The sequence below is a fragment of the Hymenobacter oligotrophus genome (assembly GCF_003574965.1).
Classification (GTDB): Bacteria; Bacteroidota; Bacteroidia; order Cytophagales; family Hymenobacteraceae; genus Solirubrum; species Solirubrum oligotrophum.
Map to the genome: position 1 here is coordinate 1317720 of NZ_CP032317.1, position 12766 is coordinate 1330485.

Below are 12766 nucleotides of genomic sequence, written 5' to 3' on the forward strand. Positions count from 1 at the left end.
AGCACCTAGGGTACTACTCTACTTTGGTTTTCACCTTGGTTTTGTCGCCGGCCTCGTCTTTGGCTTTCGAGTCCAGTTCGCCTTCCTTGGTTACCGTCTTGGTTTTTTCGCCCGACTCGGTTTCGGTTTTCACCTTCACTTTGTCGCTGTCTTCGTCAACCTTGGTTTTCACCTTGGTGCCGTCGGCGGTTTTTACTTTGGTTTTGCCGGGCTGCAACGGAGCCGTGGTGCGGGTTGCCGAACCGGTGCCGGTACCCGTAGCCGAGGTGTTGCCGGTGCCCGTGCCAGCACCCGCGCCGTTGCCGGCGCCGGTAGCAGCACCCGGGTTGGCGCTCTTGTTCAAGTCAGCCATGGTCTGGCCTTCCTTCAGAATCACGCGGAATTCCACGCGGCGGTTCAGCTGCATGTTCTCGGGCGAATCGTTCGGGGCCGACGGGCGACGCTCGCCGTAGCTTACCGTTACCATGCGCGTTTCGGCAACGCCATTCTTTTTCAGGTAGTTGTACGCCGAGTTCGAGCGATTCTGGCCCAGCACCATGTTGTACTCGTCGGTGTTGCGCGAGTCGCAGTGGCCCTCAATCGAGATGTTTACGCCGGGGTTGGCTTTCAGAATACCAGCAATGTTGTTCAGCTCACGCACCGACTCGGGGCGCAGGTTGTACTTGTCGGTATCGAAGTAAATCTTCTTAAACGCGAACATCGAAGCACTCGTGGTGTCGGTGTACGGCACGTAGAAGTTCTTCACAATCGACGACGTGTCGTTGGTGATTACCGGTACGGCAAACTCCTCCGTCGTGATGTTCTGGCCATCTTTCGACACGGCCACTTGGTAGGTACGGCCCGAAAGCACGTTTACCGAGTAGTCGCCGGTTTCGGGCTTGGTTACGTCGCGGAAGCTGATAGCCGTTTTGTCGGCCTGCGTACCGCTGAACACCAGCTCCACACCCGGAATCACCGTAGCGCTGTCGCGGGCCGAGAATACCTTGCCGCGAATCGTTACGTTTTTGATGTAGTTGATGGTGTAGATGTCCTTTTCGCCGTAGCCACCAATGCGGTACGACGAGAGGTAGGCATACGAACCATCCGGCGACAAGCGGTAGTACGTGTCGTCGTCGGGGGTGTTGATGGGGTAACCCATGTTCTCGGGGCGGCCCCACTTGTTGGCTACCGAGTCGTAGTCCGACTTAAAAATGTCGTAGCCACCCATGGTGTTGTACCCACGCGACGAGAAGTACAGCGTTTTGCCGTCGCGGCTCAGGTACGGGCTGTCGTCGTCGTACTTCGAGTTCACACCTACTACGGGCTTGGCATCGCCCCAGTCGCCGCCGGGTTGGCGGGTGGCGTAGTAAATGTCGAGGGTGTTGTCCTCGGAGTACTTGCTGGTCGAGAAGTAAATCGTTAGGCCATCCGGGGTAATGTAAGCATCCGATTCAAATCCTTTCGAGTTCACGTTGCCGTTCAGCTTCTTCGGAGCCGTCCAGTCGCCGCCGGTGCGCTCCGTATAGAAGATGTCGCCGTTTTCGTCCTGGCGGTACATCAGCATCTTCGTGTCGTTGTCGAAGATCTGAATCGAGGCATCGTGGCCTTTGCCGTTGAGCGCGCCCGAGAGCGAACGGGGCTTTTCCCACTCGTCCTCGCCGAGGCGCTTGGCTTCAAAAATGTCCTCGTAGTACTCGCCGTCGGCGGCAATGTTGCCTTTGCCCTTCTTGGCGTCGTCGCCCGAGGCATTGGCGCCGGTTACATTCTCCGAGCGCGAGGTAAAGAGCAACAGTTTGTCGTCCGACGAGATAACCGGGCTGTGCTCCGAAAATGCCGTGTTGATCGACGGCCCTAGGTTCTTCACGAAGATATCCTTGGGGCTGTTGAACTGAACCTTTGCGTTTTTGGAGTGCTGAATCAGCAGGCCCAATTCAGTCTTGCGCGTGTCCTTCTTCTTCAGCGTGGCATTGTATGCCTGGAAGTGGGCAATGGCTTCGTCGAAGTTGTAGTTCAGGTGGTCGACGCGACCGAGCCAGTATTCTACGTCCTTCGATACGTTCTTCTTAATGCGCTGCGACTTGTAGATGTAGTCGCTGGCTTTCTCCTTGTCGAACGACATGTAAGAGATACCGGCGCGGAACAGAGCTTGGGCGTTGTTAGGCTCTTTGGCCAGCACCTGCTCGTAAAAAGGAATGGCAGCCCGGTAGTTCTCCTGATCGAAGAATCGGTTAGCCGTTTTTAAGGTCTTTCGTGTGCTTTGGGCCATCGAAGGCTGAGCCACGGCGGCGGCCAGAGCCATTGCGCAAGAGGCCTGTAGTAACCTTCTGACGAAGTTGTCCATTGGAAGGGGAGTTTGGAATAAGGAGTTGCAGAGAAGGGAGGAGCGGTTGCTGAACCGGATGCCTTTTTTTAGCACCTAGGGTGGCAAAAGCGTCCCTGTATACTTAAAACCCGGTTTAAGGTTAGTCAGCTGCGTGGGAATTTCAGAAAACACACCGCTTCAAAAACGAAGCCATGTATTGCTAATCTTGCATATAAGCCTATAAAAAGTGAGCAAACTGCGGGCAAAGATAGAATTTATATAACACGACCTTGGCCGTATCCAATTTGCTTGGCCTGGCTATCCGCAGACTTCAATCATTTTGCCGGATGCAAAAAGCCGAAATTTTCTAGTCTAGCCCGCACAAATATATAGGTAGGTTAATAACTGCAATGATGAAAGACTAAAAATTTAATTTCAACTCAGAAAAAATAGGACTTTCTGAGCGCTAACTCCGGATGCCTTACTTTTGCCGAAGCTTAATTTCTCAATTACCCTGCCCCCACATATGGTTATTCGCGATGCCCGCTTTGTGATGAGCAATACCCGCGTGGACTTATGCCCCAGCGGCACACTGCCCGAATACGCATTCATTGGCCGTTCCAACGTGGGCAAATCGTCGTTAATAAATATGCTGACCGGGCGAAATGCGCTGGCGAAAACTTCCTCGCTTCCCGGAAAAACCCAGCTAATCAACCATTTCCTAATCAACGACGAATGGTATTTGGTGGATTTGCCGGGCTACGGATACGCCCGCGTAAGCAAAGAATCGCGTGAGAAATGGGGAAAAATGATTCGGGCTTACCTGTCGAAGCGCGAAAACCTCAGCTGCTTATTTGTGCTGATTGATTCGCGCCTGCCGCCGCAAGCCGTCGACCTAGAATTCATAAACATGGTGGGCGAAATGGGCGTACCGTTTGCGCTGGTTTTCACCAAGGCCGATAAACAGTCGGGTAGCCGCACGCGCCAAAACGTGGAGGTGTTTTTGGAAAAAATGCGCGAGAGTTGGGAAGAGCTACCCGCGTGGTTTATCAGCTCAGCGGTAGCAAAGGAGGGCCGCGACGCACTGCTTGGTTTTATCGACGACGTGAACCGACAGGTACGGGAAGCGGCCGGGAATGCGTAGATTGGCCCTGTAATTGCCGGGCCTAAGCCGCCATTTTTTCGTCATTCTTCCCTCCTTTTTTATTTCTTCTTCATCCCATGAAAAAGCACACCTTCACGCTGGCCCTGGCCCTGCTGGCGCTAGCGGCCACGCCAGCCCTGGCGCAGCAGAATGTGAAAGTGAAACCCGCTACCGAAGCCGGCGCCCAAGCAGCTCCGGCAGCGGCCCACGCTAAATCGGGCGCCATTCCGGTGGCCGATTACTACGAGGGCGGCCAAGAGGCTATGTACGACTTTATCTACAAGGAGCTTAAGTACCCGCTGATGGCGCGGCGCAACCGCATTCAGGGTACGTGCATCGTGAGTTTCACCCTGAACCCCGACGGCAGCATGAGCGGCGTAAAGCTGGTTAAGCAAATCGGCGGCGGCTGCGGCGAAGAGGCCCTGCGCGTAGTAAAGCTGCTTAAGTTTAAGAAGCCCGAATACCCCATCCTGACGAGTTTGCCCATTGCCTTTAAGCTAGGCGCGGCCGGCAACAACGTAGCCGAGTAGTTGCTCCTACCCAAGCACATCTTCTAACCTTTTTCCGTTTCTATGCCCTACGACTTGAGGGAAATTGCTGCTATCAGCGGCATGAGCGGCTTGTACCGCCTGGTGCGCCCCGCCAACAACGGCGTGCTGGTTGAAACCCTGGATGCCCAGGCCCGCCGCTCGGTAGCTTCGGCCCGCAACAAAGTATCGTTGCTGCACGAAATCTCTATCTACACCGAAGACCCGGACCGCACGGTGCCGCTGACGGAGGTGTTCGAGCGGATTTACCAGAAGCACGGCCAGGAACTGCCCGTAACAAGCAAATCCGACGAGGCGGCCCTCTCCGGCTTTATGGCCGAAGTACTGCCCGACTACGACCGGCAGCGCGTATACCTTTCGGATATTCGTAAGCTCATCACCTGGTACGGGGCCGTAAGCAGCCGCCTGCCCTACCAGTCGGCCGAGGCCGCAGCCGGCGACGAAGCCGCCGCCCGCGCCGAAGAAACGGACGCCACCACCGACACGCTGAGCACAGCCGGCGCCATACCGGCCCAGAACGCCGATAGCGCCGACGAGGCCACCGGCTCGCCCGAGGCGGCCGACGACAAAGCCAAGCGCGCGCGCAAATAGCCCTTTACGCGTTGCCAATTAAAAAAGCCCGCGGCATTGCTGCCGCGGGCTTTTTTTGCTTTAGTCACCTAGGGCTTAGGCCTCCTGAGCTGCCGAAACGGCTTGGCGCTCTTTGGCCAAAAACTCCTCGGCTTTGTTTACCAACTCGGTCGAGCCGATGTAGAGCGGGCAACGCTCGTGCAGCGAGGTAGGCTCAATTTCCATCAGGCGTTTGGTGCCGTTGCTGGCCTTGCCGCCTGCTTGCTCCACAATAAAGGCCAGCGCGTTGCCTTCGTACATGAGGCGCAGCTTGCCATTGGGGGCTTTGGCCGTGGCCGGGTAAATGTAAATACCGCCCTTGAGGAGGTTGCGGTGGAAATCGGCCACCAACGAGCCGATGTAGCGAGCCGAGAAATTCTGGTCTTTGCAGTACTGCACAAAATCGCTCACGCCCGGCGAGAATGAATTGGCCGAGCCCTCGTTGATGGAGTACAGGCTGCCGGTTTTAGGCGTGGTGATGTTGGGGTGCGACAGGAAAAACTCACCTAGGGAAGCCTCGTAGGTGAAGCCGTTGACGCCGGCGCCCGTGGTGTACACGAGCATGGTGCTCGAGCCGTAAATTACGTAGCCCGCTGCCACCTGGTGAATGCCTTTCTGCAAGCAATCGGCCAGCGTGCCCTCCTGCCCGATGCCCGACTGGCGACGGTAGATCGAGAAGATGGTACCGATGGACACGTTAACGTCAATGTTCGAGGAGCCGTCGAGCGGGTCGATGGCCACCACGTACTTGCCCTGATTGTTGCCGGTCTGGATCATGTCCTCATCCTCCTCGGAAATAACCGTGCACACCTCGCCGCCGTTGCGCAGTGCCCGGATGAAGCGGATGTTGGCAATCACGTCGAGCTTCTGCTGCTCCTCGCCCTGCACGTTTTGCTGGCCGTAGGCACCAGCCACATCAATGAGGCCCGAGCGGTTGATTTCGCGGTTTACGATTTTGGCCGCCAGCGCAATGTCGCGCAGCAGCTGCGACAACTCACCGGTTGCGTACGGGAAGTCCTCCTGCTTGCGCATAATAAAGCGGTCGAGGGTAGTGCCGACGGGTAGCGCAAGACGATCAGGGTTGTGTTCCATAGAAGCGAGAAAGAAAACGGGGGCGGGATGTAGTAAGCTAGGCAAAACTAAGGGATTTCGGCCTTAGTTAGCGGCTGCTTTCTACTTTTGACGCATGCATCTGTCGCATTCGCTTCGCGTTTACAAGTTCGGTGGAGCCTCCGTGAAGGACGCCACCGCCATTCGCAACCTGCACGCCATTTTGCAGCATCGCCCGGCCGGTCAGCCGTTGCTGGTGGTGGTATCGGCCATGGGCAAAACCACCAATGCGCTCGAGCACATTTACCACCTGGCCCACACCGGCGCCGATTACACGCTGCCCCTGCAGGAGCTGCACCAATTTCACCTAGGCGTGGCCGAGGGCCTGCTGCCCGACGCCCCGCGCGACGAGCACGGCCGCTTGGTGTGCGGCGCGGGCGCGGGCTCGTTGCATTGCCTGCTGCAGGAACTCGGCGACAAGCTGGCTACCCTCAGCAAAGGCGAGTACGACCGGCAGTACGACCAAGTGGTAAGCTACGGCGAGCTGCTGGCCACCTGCATTGTGGCGGCTGCGGTGGGCGCCAAATGGCTTGATGTGCGCCCCCTTATCCGCACCGACCACTCGTGGCGCGAGGCCCGCGTGGATTGGCCCACCACCGAGCGCAACGTGCGCGAGCAGGTGCAGCCCTTGCTGCAGCAGGGCGTGGTGCTGACGCAGGGCTTTTTGGGCGGCACGGCCAGCGGCCAAACCACCACCTTAGGGCGCGAAGGCTCCGACTACACGGCCGCCATTTTGGCTTATTGCCTAGGTGCCGAATCGGTTACGATTTGGAAAGACGTGGCCGGTTTGCTCAACGCCGACCCCAAAATCTTTCCGAACACGGTGCGCTACCCCGAAATCAGCTACCAGGAAACCATTGAAATGGCGTACTACGGTGCGTCGGTAATTCACCCGAAAACGATTAAGCCGCTGGCCGTACGGCGCATTCCGCTGTACGTCAAGTCGTTCGTCGACCCTGAGGCCGAGGGCACCAAAATTTACGACTGCAAGCACGGCACGCTGGCGCCGGCGCTTATCCTGAAAACCAACCAGTGCCTGATTTCCTTCGAGTCGAAGGACCTCACTTTTATTTCGGAGGAAAACCTGGAGGTGATTTTTGGGGCACTGGCGCAGGTGCGGCTGAAAATCAACCTGATGCAAAACTCGGCCATTTCGTTTTCGGTGTGCACCGACTGGCACGAGTACCGGCTGCGCAAACTACTTGAGCACCTGCGCGAGCATTTCAGCATTTACTACAACACCGGGCTGGAGCTTTACACCATCAAAAACTACACGCCCGAAGCCATAACCCAACTCACCGACGGGCGCCAACTGCTGCTCGAGCAACGCACCCGCCAAACTTTTCAATTCGTGTCGCGGGCGGCTACGCCGTCGGCCTAGGTCCAAACAACACTGCCTCTACCCCACCAACGCCCCATGGAATTTATCAAAGTAACGCCGCAGGCGCGGCCGCAGGTTGCCCTCATTGAGCTGAATCGCCCCAAAGAGCTGAACGCCCTTAACCTGCAGCTAATGCAAGAGGTGGCCGCCGCCCTAAAAGCCCTCGACGACAACGACGAGGTGCGCGTGATTGTGCTCACGGGCTCGGAGCGCGCCTTTGCGGCCGGCGCCGATATCAAGCAAATGGCCAACCGCACCGCCATCGATATGCTGATTGTGGATCAGTTTACGGTGTGGGACCAGATTCGCAAAACTAAAAAGCCGCTGATTGCGGCCGTATCGGGCTTTGCCCTAGGTGGCGGCTGCGAGCTGGCCATGACGTGCGACATGATTGTGGCCTCGGAAACGGCGCAATTCGGCCAGCCCGAGATTAAAATTGGCGTGATGCCCGGCGCCGGCGGCACGCAGCGCCTCACCCGCGCCGTGGGCAAAGTACGGGCCATGGAAATGGTGCTTACCGGCCAACCCATCCGGGCCGACGAAGCCCTGCGCGCGGGCCTCGTAAACCGCGTGGTGCCGGTGGGCCAATACCTCGAAGAGGCTTTCCGCCTGGCGGCCAGCATCGCCGAAATGTCGCCGGTAGCGGCGCGCCTGGCCAAGGAATCGGTGAACCGCGCCTTTGAGACGCACCTTGACGAGGGCTTGCATTTCGAGCGCAAAAACTTCTACCTCACCTTCGCCTCCGAAGACCAAAAAGAAGGCATGGCAGCCTTCGTGGAAAAGCGCAAACCCGATTTTAAGGGACGCTAGCCGGTAGGTAGCTGCTCGTGGATGCGCTGCTAGCCGCGGCGGTGGGTACCCGAACGGGCCAGCTCCAACGCCGTTGCAACGCGTCATTCGCTACCCGTAGGCATCTTCCGACACGATTTACCGCAATCAGTTTTAAACCTTTTTGCTTGGCTTACGCTTATAGGGCTACTTTTGCACCGGAGAATGATTCCTATCTGTGAGCCCCGCTGACCTGATGCCTGCCCCCGACCGCGACCAACTGCAACAGCGCCTTGCTGCGGCTGGGCTGCGCGCTACGCAGCAGCGCATTGCCATTTTGGAGGCTCTGGTGGTGCTGCCCGGCCACCCCACGGCCGAGCAGGTTTTCCGGAGCGTGCGCCCGGCCAACCCCACGGTTTCGTTGGGCACGGTTTACAAAGCCCTCGACTCGTTTGTGGCAGCCGGGCTACTGAAGCGCGTGGCCGATGCCGACGGCACCCGCCGCCGCTACGACACCGACTGCTCGAACCACCATCACTTGTTTTGCCAGCAAACGCAGGAAATCATCGACTACTGCGACCCTCAGCTGGACCGGTTGCTGCAGGAGTTCTTTGCCGCCCGCGGCTTCGACAACTTCCAGCCGCAGTCATTTTCGCTGCACATCAGTGGCAGCAAGCTCGACACCCGCAAGGATGTGAAGCCCCGCTGACCTAGGGCCTCCGGGCCTGGGCAGCACTTGTACCAAATACATAACAACCCACTTACCCACTAACCCATTTTAAAATGGCAGTTCTCGTAGGCAAACGTGCCCCCTCGTTCAAGGCAATGGCAGTCGTAAACGGCGAAGACTTCGAAGAGGACTTCAGCCTGGACCGTTACTTGGGCAAGAAGCACGTTCTTTTTTACTTCTACCCCGCTGACTTCACGTTCGTTTGCCCCACCGAAATCATTGCGTTTCAGGAGAAGCTGGCCGAATTTGAGGCCAAAGGCGTAGCCGTGGTGGGTTGCTCCACCGACTCGCACTTCTCGCACTTTGCTTGGCTGCAAACCCCGCGCGAAAACGGCGGCATTGCCGGCGTAACCTACCCGCTCGTGGCCGACGCCACCAAAACCATTGCGGCCAACTACGACGTGCTGGGCGGCCACTACGACTACAACGACGCCGGCGAAATGACCTTCGTTGGCTCGCCGGTGGCTTACCGCGGCCTGTTCCTGATCGACCGCGACGGCATCGTGCGCCACCAGCTGGTAAACGACGGTCCGCTGGGCCGCTCCATCGACGAAGCCATGCGCTTGGTGGATGCGCTGCAGTACTTCGAGAAAAACGGCGAAGTATGCCCCGCCAACTGGGAGGAAGGCAAGGAAGCCATGTCGGCTACCCGCGAAGGCGTAGCCAACTACCTGGCCAAGCAAGAGGCTACCCGCTAATTGCCCCTGACTTGATATGATTGGTCAACCGCCCCGGCCCCGTGCCGGGGCGGTTTTCTTTTGCCCTAGGTGTTCGGCGGCTGGCCTATTTGCGTGCACCTAGGTGCAGCCTAGCTAACTTTGCAGCCCGCGCCCCGGCAGCCTCTACCTACAAGGCGGGGCTCCGGCCGCTCTCTGTTGCGCTTCTGCCCTATTCGTTTTGGTTTTTCTGTACTCGCTTGCCATCCGCCTCTACGGCCTGCTGCTGCCCTTAGTAGCGCCATTCGTTCCGAAGGCAAAGCAATGGGTGGCGGGCCGCCACAATTGGCAAGCCCGGGTAACGGCCGACATGAGCGCCGACAACGCCCCGCGCCTGTGGGTGCATTGCGCTTCCCTAGGTGAGTTCGAGCAAGGCCGGCCGCTGATGGAAGCCATGCGCCAGCAGTACCCGCAGCACAAAATTGTGCTCACGTTCTTCTCGCCTTCGGGCTACGAGGTGCGCAAGCAGTGGCCGGGTGCCGATTACATTTACTACCTGCCGCTTGATACCTCCACCAATGCCCGTGCTTTTGTAACAGCCGTGCGCCCGCAGCTGGCCGTGTTCGTAAAGTACGAGTTCTGGTACCACCACTTAGCCGCACTCAAGCGCCAGGGCGTGCCCACGGTGTGCGTGTCGGCTATTTTTCGGTCCGAACAAGTGTTTTTTAAACCCTGGGGCAGCTTTTTCCGAAGCGTGCTGCGGCAACTGACGCACATTTTCACGCAAGACGAAGCCTCCGCCGAGCTGCTGCGCGGCATCGGCTTCACGCAGGTAAGTGTAGCCGGCGATACGCGCTTCGATACGGTAGTGGCTACGGCCGCCGCGCCGCCGCGCGAGCTGCCCTTGGTCGCCGCTTTTGCGGCCGATGGCGCCCCCGTGCTGGTTGCCGGCAGCGTGTGGCCGCCCGATGTACAAGTGCTGGCGCCGGCGCTGTGCCGGTGGTCGGGCACGCTGCGTGCGGTAGTGGCCCCGCACGAAATCAACGAGGCACATTTGCAGCAGGTAGAAGCAATTTTACCCGGTCAGGTGGTGCGGTACTCGCAGGCCACGCCCGCTACCGTGGCGCAGGCGCGCGTGCTGCTCATCGACAACATTGGGCTGCTGCGCGAGCTGTACCGGACCGGCTCGGTGGCCTACATTGGCGGAGCATTCGGCAAAGGGCTGCACAACACCCTGGAGGCCGCGGCGTTTGGCTTGCCGTTGCTGTTTGGCCCTAGGTATCAGAAGTTCAAAGAAGCCCGCGACCTGGTAGCCCTAGGTGCCGCCGCTACCCTCACAACGGCGGAGGAAACCGAACAACAACTCGCGCTGCTGCTCAACAATGCCGCCTACCGCACCGAACTCGGCCAGCGGGCCCGCGCGTATGTACACGAGTCGTCGGGGGCTACGGCCCGCATTATGCAGGCGGCGGGTCAGTGGATGAGCGAATGAAGGGATGAGTAGGTGAGTACATACAAGTCCGAGCCAATCCACTCATTCGTCCCTCCCCAAACCACGCATCCACTCATCCACTCATCTACTTATCTCCCATCCCTCCGCTCATGACCGGAACCGTCGTCAAATCCACTGGCTCGTGGTACGTGGTGCGCGACCACGCCACGCTGAACCTGCACCGCTGCCGCCTGCGCGGGCGCTTCAAGCACAAGGGCCTGAAGGTGAGCAACCCCCTGGCCGTGGGCGATGTAGTGGAGTTTGAGACGGATGAAACCGGCGACGCGGGCACGGGCGTAATCGACCACATCGAGCCGCGCCGCAACTACATCATCCGGCGCTCGGTGCATAAATCGGAGCACTCGCACATCGTGGCCGCCAACCTCGATCAGGCCATGCTGGTGGTTACGCTGGCCTCGCCGGCAACTTCCTTCGGGTTTATCGACCGGTTTCTGGTAACGGCCGAGGCTTACAGTATTCCGGCCACGCTGGTGTTCAACAAGGTGGATATTTACGACGAGGAGCTGCTCGACTACCTAGGGCAAGTGCAGAAGATGTACGAGCGCACCGGCTACCCCACCCTGCGCAGCTCGGCCCACACGGGCGAGGGCGTAGCGGCTATCGATGCGCTGCTCGAGGGCAAAACCACGCTGCTTTCGGGCCACTCCGGCGTGGGCAAAAGCACGCTCATCAATGCCTTGGTGCCCGACCTCGACCTGAAAACCGCCGAAATCAGCGAGTACTCCGACAAAGGCAAGCACACCACCACTTTTGCCGAAATGCTAGAGGTGCGCCCCGGCACCTACCTCATTGATACGCCCGGCATAAAGGAGCTGGGCCTGGTGGATATGAAGCAGGGAGAGCTGGCGCACTATTTCCCCGAGATGCGCGAGCGGCTAAACCAGTGCCGCTACCACAATTGTCGGCATTTGGAGGAGCCGGGCTGCGCCGTGCGCGAAGCCGTGGAGAAGGGCAAAATTGCCTTTCCGCGCTACGACAGCTACCTAAGCATGATGGCCGACGAGGACAACCGCCACTAAACCACTGGCTGCTCACAACTTAAGTGGGCTTGGGCGCGAATACGGAAGCGGCACCTCCCACGCCGCCAACCCGCGCCCCCATGAAGGAAAACCTTGCTTTCGTTGGCCTAGGTCATATGGGCCAAGCCATGGCCACCAACCTGTTGCTGGCCGGCTATCCGCTTACCCTCTACAACCGCACCCCCGGCCGGGCAGCCAACCTCGAAGAGCGCGGCGCCCGCATGGCCGACTCGCCGGCCGATGCCGTGCGCAATGCGCAGGTAGTGTTTACCATGCTCACCGACGACGAAGCACTGGAAGAGCTGACCACCGGGCCCGACGGCATTCTAGAGGGCCTGCAAGCGGGTGCCATTCATGTATCGTGCAGCACAGTGGCGCCTGGTACCAACGCCCGGCTGGCCCAGGCCCATGAGGAAAAAGGCTCGCAGCTGGTGGCAGCGCCGGTGTTCGGCAAACCCATTGTGGCGGCCACCGGCCAGCTGTGGGTGTGCCTATCGGGCCCGGCCGAGGCCAAAGCGCGCATTGCCCCCTTGCTGCTGCCGCTCAGCCAGGGCACCTTCGACCTAGGCGACGAGGTGGGCGCGGCCAACGTGGTGAAGCTATGCGGCAATTTTATGCTGGGCGCCGCCATCGAGGCCATGGCCGAAGCGTTTACGCTGGCCGAAAAGTGCGGCGTAAGCCGCGAGCAGGTGTACGAAATCATGACTACCTCGCTGTTCGACAGCCCGGCCTACCGCAGCTACGGCCGCATGATTGCCGACGAAGACTACAAGCCAGCCGGTGCAGCGCCTTTTTTGCTGCAGAAAGATTTGCGCCTGACCCTGGCCGAAGCGCGCGAGCACAAAGTGCCCATGCCCGTGGCCAACATCGTGCTCGACCACCTCACGGCCACCGTGGCCCGCCACACCTCCGCCGACGAAGACTGGACCTCGTTTGCGCGCCGCGTTTCGGAAAGTGCCGGGCTTATTCGCTAAGCCCTAGGTGCCCGGCTACGGCCAGGCACCTAG

Annotated in this window: 12 protein-coding genes; 10 read left to right on the forward strand and 2 right to left on the reverse strand. The window is 59.2% G+C overall.

What is annotated here, in order from left to right; genetic code table 11:
• Window positions 1-13: 13 nt before the first annotated feature.
• Window positions 14-2278 carry an OmpA family protein gene (locus D3Y59_RS05550; protein WP_240410544.1) on the reverse strand — a complete coding sequence of 755 codons (2265 nt, stop codon included), beginning with the start codon at window positions 2276-2278 and terminating at the stop codon, window positions 14-16.
• 529 nt (window positions 2279-2807) lie between these two features.
• On the opposite strand from D3Y59_RS05550, the gene yihA reads away from it, so the two are divergent.
• The 3 genes from yihA to D3Y59_RS05565 all read left to right on the forward strand — a co-directional run bounded on the left by yihA (window position 2808) and on the right by D3Y59_RS05565 (window position 4564).
• Window positions 2808-3425, forward strand: a complete 618-nt coding sequence (gene yihA, locus D3Y59_RS05555) for a ribosome biogenesis GTP-binding protein YihA/YsxC (RefSeq protein WP_119444147.1) — start codon at window positions 2808-2810, stop codon at window positions 3423-3425.
• A gap of 77 nt (window positions 3426-3502) precedes the next feature.
• Window positions 3503-3955: an energy transducer TonB gene (locus D3Y59_RS05560; RefSeq protein WP_119444148.1), complete on the forward strand. Its 453-nt coding sequence runs from the start codon at window positions 3503-3505 to the stop codon at window positions 3953-3955.
• A gap of 42 nt (window positions 3956-3997) precedes the next feature.
• Window positions 3998-4564 carry a DUF5606 family protein gene (locus tag D3Y59_RS05565; protein ID WP_119444149.1) on the forward strand — a complete coding sequence of 189 codons (567 nt, stop codon included), beginning with the start codon at window positions 3998-4000 and terminating at the stop codon, window positions 4562-4564.
• Window positions 4565-4639: 75 nt separating this feature from the next.
• Here D3Y59_RS05565 and fbp read toward each other — a convergent pair whose 3' ends face one another.
• Window positions 4640-5674 (reverse strand): class 1 fructose-bisphosphatase, encoded by a 1035-nt coding sequence (gene fbp, locus D3Y59_RS05570; protein ID WP_119444150.1) that lies wholly within the window; start codon window positions 5672-5674, stop codon window positions 4640-4642.
• A 94-nt stretch (window positions 5675-5768) separates the two neighbouring features.
• Here fbp and D3Y59_RS05575 point away from each other — a divergent pair, with 94 nt between their 5' ends.
• The 7 genes from D3Y59_RS05575 (at window position 5769) to D3Y59_RS05605 (ending at window position 12733) form a co-directional block, all read left to right on the forward strand.
• Window positions 5769-7073, forward strand: a complete 1305-nt coding sequence (locus D3Y59_RS05575) for an aspartate kinase (protein WP_119444151.1) — start codon at window positions 5769-5771, stop codon at window positions 7071-7073.
• Between the two features lie 36 nt (window positions 7074-7109).
• Window positions 7110-7883 (forward strand): enoyl-CoA hydratase-related protein, encoded by a 774-nt coding sequence (locus D3Y59_RS05580; protein ID WP_119444152.1) that lies wholly within the window; start codon window positions 7110-7112, stop codon window positions 7881-7883.
• 196 nt (window positions 7884-8079) lie between these two features.
• Window positions 8080-8550: a Fur family transcriptional regulator gene (locus D3Y59_RS05585; RefSeq protein ID WP_240410545.1), complete on the forward strand. Its 471-nt coding sequence runs from the start codon at window positions 8080-8082 to the stop codon at window positions 8548-8550.
• 74 nt (window positions 8551-8624) lie between these two features.
• Window positions 8625-9269: a peroxiredoxin gene (locus D3Y59_RS05590; protein WP_119444154.1), complete on the forward strand. Its 645-nt coding sequence runs from the start codon at window positions 8625-8627 to the stop codon at window positions 9267-9269.
• A gap of 199 nt (window positions 9270-9468) precedes the next feature.
• The gene (locus tag D3Y59_RS05595; RefSeq protein ID WP_119444155.1) at window positions 9469-10719 is read left to right on the forward strand and encodes a 3-deoxy-D-manno-octulosonic acid transferase; all 1251 of its coding nucleotides are present in this window, start codon (window positions 9469-9471) and stop codon (window positions 10717-10719) included.
• Between the two features lie 110 nt (window positions 10720-10829).
• Window positions 10830-11759 (forward strand): ribosome small subunit-dependent GTPase A, encoded by a 930-nt coding sequence (gene rsgA / locus D3Y59_RS05600; protein WP_119444156.1) that lies wholly within the window; start codon window positions 10830-10832, stop codon window positions 11757-11759.
• Between the two features lie 80 nt (window positions 11760-11839).
• Window positions 11840-12733 (forward strand): NAD(P)-dependent oxidoreductase, encoded by an 894-nt coding sequence (locus tag D3Y59_RS05605; protein ID WP_119444157.1) that lies wholly within the window; start codon window positions 11840-11842, stop codon window positions 12731-12733.
• The last annotated feature ends 33 nt before the right edge of the window (window positions 12734-12766 follow it).